This is a genomic window from Tianweitania sp. (genome assembly GCF_032053605.1).
In the GTDB taxonomy this organism is placed as follows: domain Bacteria; phylum Pseudomonadota; class Alphaproteobacteria; order Rhizobiales; family Rhizobiaceae; genus Tianweitania.
The window spans coordinates 7695-13092 of sequence record NZ_DAMBUH010000077.1; the positions used below are offsets into that span (position 1 = coordinate 7695).

The 5398-nt window shown below is 62.5% G+C and carries 6 protein-coding genes; 2 read left to right on the forward strand and 4 right to left on the reverse strand.

The window, feature by feature from the left end:
* On the reverse strand, positions 1 to 804 hold an 804-nt coding region (locus RTX98_RS15305; RefSeq protein ID WP_312797696.1), incomplete at its 3' end, for a peroxidase family protein.
* 131 nt (positions 805 to 935) lie between these two features.
* On the opposite strand from RTX98_RS15305, the gene RTX98_RS15310 reads away from it, so the two are divergent.
* Together RTX98_RS15310 and RTX98_RS15315 are read left to right on the forward strand one after the other, a co-directional pair.
* Entirely contained in the window at positions 936 to 1829 is an 894-nt protein-coding gene (locus tag RTX98_RS15310; protein ID WP_312797697.1) for a hydrogen peroxide-inducible genes activator, read from the forward strand.
* Between the two features lie 83 nt (positions 1830 to 1912).
* Positions 1913 to 2338: an organic hydroperoxide resistance protein gene (locus RTX98_RS15315; protein WP_312797698.1), complete on the forward strand. Its 426-nt coding sequence runs from the start codon at positions 1913 to 1915 to the stop codon at positions 2336 to 2338.
* Between the two features lie 11 nt (positions 2339 to 2349).
* Here the strand turns inward: RTX98_RS15315 and RTX98_RS15320 are convergent, their stop codons facing one another.
* The 3 genes from RTX98_RS15320 to RTX98_RS15330 form a co-directional block, all read right to left on the reverse strand.
* Positions 2350 to 2895, reverse strand: a complete 546-nt coding sequence (locus tag RTX98_RS15320; RefSeq protein ID WP_312797699.1) for a hypothetical protein — start codon at positions 2893 to 2895, stop codon at positions 2350 to 2352.
* A gap of 8 nt (positions 2896 to 2903) precedes the next feature.
* Complete coding sequence (guaB, locus tag RTX98_RS15325; protein ID WP_312797701.1) at positions 2904 to 4406, reverse strand: IMP dehydrogenase; 1503 nt, start codon at positions 4404 to 4406, stop codon at positions 2904 to 2906.
* A gap of 160 nt (positions 4407 to 4566) precedes the next feature.
* Positions 4567 to 5398: MBL fold metallo-hydrolase (locus RTX98_RS15330; protein WP_312797702.1), on the reverse strand; the 832-nt coding region annotated here is incomplete at its 5' end.

A 5398-nucleotide genomic window follows, 5' to 3' on the forward strand; every position in this document is an offset into this window, starting at 1 on the left:
ACCGCCGGCGATCAGCGCGACGGTTTCCTCGTCATTCATGGCCATGCGGGCAAAGGTTTCGCGGATGTCACGGGCCGAAGCGAGCGGATCAGGATTGCCGTTCGGGCCTTCCGGATTGACGTAAATCAGGCCCATCTGGACGGCGCCCAGCGGCTCGGAAAGCTGGCGCTCACCGCTATAGCGCTCGTCACCGAGCCAGGTGCCTTCAGGCCCCCAATAAAGCTCTTCCGGCTCCCAAACGTCGACGCGGCCACCAGCGAAACCGAACGTATTGAAGCCCATCGATTCCAGCGCGGCATTGCCGGTCAGGATCATCAGATCCGCCCAAGACAGCTTGCGGCCGTACTTCTGCTTGATTGGCCACAGCATGCGCCGCGCCTTGTCGAGGTTGGCATTGTCCGGCCAGGAATTCAGCGGGGCGAAGCGCTGCTGTCCAGCACCCGCGCCGCCGCGGCCGTCGGTGATGCGATAGGTGCCGGCCGAGTGCCAGGCCATGCGGACCATGAGACCGCCATAATGGCCGAAGTCGGCCGGCCACCAATCCTTGTTGTCGGTCATGAGGGCCTTGAGGTCCGTCATCACCGCATCGAGGTCGAGCGTCTTGAACTCTTCGGCGTAATCGAAGTCACCGCCCATCGGGTTGGACAGGTCGGAATTGCGATGAAGCATCTCGATGTCGAGCGCATCCGGCCACCAGCCGCGATTCGATGGCTTCTTCTTGTCGCCAGGGGCACCGTTCTTTCCACCACCGCCATGGGCTACGGGGCACTGGCCCTCGGTCTTGTCGTCGGTCACTGCATCCATGATTAAACTCCCTGGCGAGGCTGCTGGGTTTGAAGGATCGGCGATCGCCCATCCTCGTTCGGACTGTGTGGTAACGCGCATCAGCGATAATCGCAAATTGCCATTTCTTCTTGTTTTGATAAGAAGGGGTGATGATCCGAACGAGCCTGCGACAGCTGGAATATTTCGAGGCGCTCGCCGAAACGCTGCATTTCGGGCGGGCAGCCGCCTTGTGCGGCGTGACGCAGCCGGCGCTTTCGGCACAGATCGCGGAGCTTGAGGAGGTGCTGGGTTGCCGCTTGTTCAATCGCGCACGACGTGCGGTCAGTCTCACCGAAGAAGGTCAGATATTGCTGCCGCAGGCGACCGGCATCCTTCAATCGACTCGCAGTTTCGAAAGCAGCGGGCGACGCCCTTCCACCATGCAGGGGCGCTTTCGGCTCGGGCTTATTCCGACCATCGCGCCTTATCTGCTGCCCCCTCTCCTGCCTGTGCTGCGGCAGAGTTTTCCAGCGTTCCAGCTGGAGTTACGGGAGGCGCTAACGCCGCATTTGACCGATGCGCTGCTGGCCGGCGAGATCGACGCCTTTGTTGCCGCGCTGCCGATCGAAGACCGGCAGATGATGGCCACGCCACTGTTCGACGAAAGCTTCTTTCTGGCGGTGCCGGCTTCCGATCCTGACTTCATCGCGCCGCCCGTGCCGCCGGACAGCCCGGCGCTCGAACGCCTGATGCTGCTCGAGGAAGGGCATTGCTTGCGCGAACAGGCGCTGGCCGTCTGCACCCAGGTCAAGCCCGTCGCCATGAAGCGCTTCGGCGCCACCAGCCTCACCACGCTCCTGCAAATGGTGGCGAATGAGCTCGGCGTGACGCTTATTCCTGAAATGGCGGTTGCATCCGCCAACACGATCGCGGGGCTGAAGATCGTGCCTTTCGCCAAGCCGGCACCGACCCGTGCGATCGCCTTGTTCCAACGCCGTAACGGCCTTCGCGGCCAGGAATGCGAACAGCTCTGCGCCTTGATCCGCGCGACCTGGGCAGCGTGAAGCCCGCATAAAGGCATACGCTGCGCCTGTTTCTGCGTGGTTGGCGCTCCTATATCGCGTTGGTCCCAACGGAGTTTTTGATAATGACAGCAGTTTATTCCACCCGCGTCGTAGCTGTTGGCGGACGATCGGGTACCGTGCGCAGCGACGACGGTTTGCTGGACCTGAGCCTAGCACTACCGACAAATCTCGGCGGCAAAGGCAACGCCACAAACCCCGAGCAGCTCTTTGCCGCCGGCTATGCCGCGTGTTTCGAAAATGCCGTGATCCATGTCACGCGCACCAAGGCGGACAAGATCGGCGACGACGACATCGAAGTCGCAGCGACCGTCGGAATGGAGCCGAACGACAACAAGGGCTTTTCACTGACCGTTGCGATGGAAGTGACAATTGCGGGCGTGGATCAAGCCACCGCGGAAGCGATCGTGAAGCAAGCGCATGCCGTGTGCCCGTATTCCAATGCGGTCCGGGGCAATATAGACGTGGCCTTCCAGGTGAAGACGCGCTGACGCTCGGCGCCTTACATTGACCTGTTTGCTTCGCGGCGTGCCAGCACGCTGAGCGCCGCAATCACGATCAGCCCGATGCCGAAGAAGACGTGCTTCAGGATCACGAAGACCGATGCCGTTCGGATCAGCGAATGGCTGACGCCGACGGGGTCCACCAGCATCGCCGAGATCATGATGTTCTCGCCGTAATCGACGATGAGATAGGGCAGGATCCAGAGGACGCAGAGCTTGCGCAAAGTCGAATCGGCCAAGCGGCGGAAGAAGGACACGCGGCGGGCGGCATAATAGGTAAAGCCGCCGAGCGCGAAGCCGACAAGAACCGGAAACAGAAGGTCGGCGGTGAGATAATGCCAAACTAGCACCGCCTCGCGGCCGCGGGGCCCGAGTGCGGTCAGCCAGGACAGCGCTTCCATCGGCTTGAAGCCATCGAAGCGCCAGTCGAGGCTGGCCTGCCCGCCGGTCAGCGGGCGCAGATAGAGGAACTCAAAGGCAAGCATGACGAGCGCGACCGGGATGGCCGCGACCGTCAGAACACCGGGATTACGCAGAAAGCGCATCGCCTCGCTTACATCACGCCGGGATAGTTCGGGCTTTCGCGGGTGATCGTCACGTCATGCGCGTGGCTTTCACGCAAACCAGCGCTGGAAATACGCACGAAGGTTGCGCGATCACGCAGTTCGCCGAGCGTCGGTGCGCCGACATAGCCCATGGCGGCACGCAGGCCGCCGGCAAGCTGGTGCAGCACGCCGGAGACTGGCCCCTTGTAGGGCACCTGGCCTTCGATGCCCTCGGGAACGAGCTTCAGCGTGTCGCGCACTTCCGCCTGGAAGTAGCGGTCAGCCGAACCGCGTGCCATGGCGCCGACCGAGCCCATGCCGCGGTAAGATTTGAAGGAGCGGCCCTGGTGCAGATAGACTTCGCCGGGGCTTTCTTCCGTGCCGGCAAGCAGTGACCCGATCATGGCAGCACCCGCACCCGCAGCCAGCGCCTTGGCGAGATCGCCGGAATATTTGATGCCGCCATCGGCGATCACCGAAACGTTCTGCTTGTCCGCTTCTTCAGCCGCAGACATGACGGCCGACAGCTGCGGAACGCCGACGCCGGCCACGATACGCGTGGTGCAGATCGAGCCCGGTCCGATGCCGACCTTGACGGCGTCCGCGCCGGCATCGATCAGCGCCTTGGTGCCTTCGGCGGTTGCGACATTGCCGGCCATGATGCGCACTGAGTTCGACATCTTCTTGGCCGCCGTCACGGCGTCCAGCACGCGCTGCGAATGGCCATGGGCGGTGTCGATCACCAGAAGATCTACGCCCGCTTCGATCAGGCGCTCGGCGCGCTCCATGCCGTCGGCACCCACGGTGGTGGCGGCGGCGACGCGCAAACGTCCCTGCGCATCCTTGGACGCATGCGGGTTGAGCTGCGACTTCTCCATGTCCTTGACGGTGATGAGGCCGACGCAATAGCCCTGATCGTCCACCACCAAGAGCTTTTCAATGCGGCGCTGATGCAGCAGGCGCTTGGCTTCGTCCTGGCTGACATTGTCCTTCACCGTGACGAGGTTTTCCTTCGTCATCAGTTCATGAACCTTCTGGCTCGGATCCGACGCAAAGCGCACGTCGCGATTGGTGAGGATGCCGAGCAGACGGCCAACGCGCGGGCCGCCGAGGCCGGCATTGTCCACTACCGGAATACCGGAAATGCTGTGCGTCTTCATGAGGGTCAGGGCATCGGCCAGCGTGGCGTCCGGGCCGATGGTAACGGGATTGACCACCATGCCGGATTCGAACTTCTTGACCTGACGGACCTGTTCGGCCTGCTCGATCGGCGTGAAGTTGCGGTGTATGACGCCGATGCCGCCGGCCTGCGCCATCGCAATTGCGAGACGCGCTTCCGTCACCGTGTCCATCGCAGCTGACAGGATCGGCAGGTTGAGTTCGATGTCGTGGGCGATCTTGGTGCGGATGTCGGTCTGGCCAGGCATCACTTCGGAATGACCGGGCTGCAACAGCACGTCGTCGAAGGTCAGCGCATGTGCGCCCGTGATGGTTTCGATGATGCGCGCCATTATGCCAGTCCTTGCAAAGCGGAAATGAGAAACCGGGCTACACCATAGAGGCGTGCCTGATCTTTTCTTCCGTGTGGAGAATGGCAGTGGCTGCTACCACGCCGACAGGCGAAAGGGAAGACGCCGCCTTGCGTCATCCCCTGCGCTGTCGGTCGTCGGCTCAGACCTGGAACTGGTAGGTCGCGGGCACGAAGCGGAAGCCGGGGCCCATCTCCTCGACATAGCCGACCGAGGGATGCGGCATGTGATAGCCGATGAAGGGCATCTTTTCGGAAGCCAGCATGCCGAAAATCGTCTTGCGTGTCGCCGCTGCCTGCGCCTTGTCGACATCGAACGACACTTCCCAATCCGGCCGCTGCAAGGAGGCGACGAAGTGATTGGCAGTATCGGCCGTCAGCAGCAGCTTGCGGCCCTGCGATTCCAGCATGAACACCATGTGGCCCGGCGTATGACCGGGTGCAGCCATAGCGGTGACGCCCGGCGTCACCACAGCCTTGTCCTGGATAAACGTGGTCTTGTCCTTCAGCGGCACAACCTTGGCCTGCACGGCTTTGGCATTGCCTTCGGCCGGCGTGCCCTTGCGATCGGGCGAGGTCCAGAAGTCCCATTCGGTCTGACCGGCCACATAGCGCGCACCGATGAAGGCCGGCTGGTCGCCTTCGATCAAACCGTTGATATGGTCGCCATGCATGTGGGTGATCACGACGGTGGTGATATCCGCCGGCGAATAACCGGAATCGGCGATGCGGCGCGTCAGCTGGCCCATGCCGGCCTGGCGCCCGTCCGGGCCCATGCCGGTGTCGAACAGCACCAGCTCGCTGCCGGTATTCACCAGCACGGGGTTAAACTGGTTGATCATGCGCGTGGGCGGCAGGAAATTCTCCACCATCAGCGCTTCCACATCTTCGGCCTTCTGATCCGCGCCAAAGGTCGGATATGGGCCATCGCCCGGCCGGATGCCATCGAGCAGCACCGTCACCTCGAAGCTTCCG

What these genes read in the sequence shown, in the direction of transcription:
- RTX98_RS15310 (WP_312797697.1), top strand. Translation starts at nt 936, where the DNA reads ATGATCCGAACGAGCCTGCGACAGCTGGAATATTTCGAGGCGCTCGCC.
- RTX98_RS15315 (WP_312797698.1), top strand. Translation starts at nt 1,913, where the DNA reads ATGACAGCAGTTTATTCCACCCGCGTCGTAGCTGTTGGCGGACGATCG.
- RTX98_RS15320 (WP_312797699.1), bottom strand. Translation starts at nt 2,895, where the DNA reads ATGCGCTTTCTGCGTAATCCCGGTGTTCTGACGGTCGCGGCCATCCCG.
- guaB (WP_312797701.1), bottom strand. Translation starts at nt 4,406, where the DNA reads ATGGCGCGCATCATCGAAACCATCACGGGCGCACATGCGCTGACCTTC.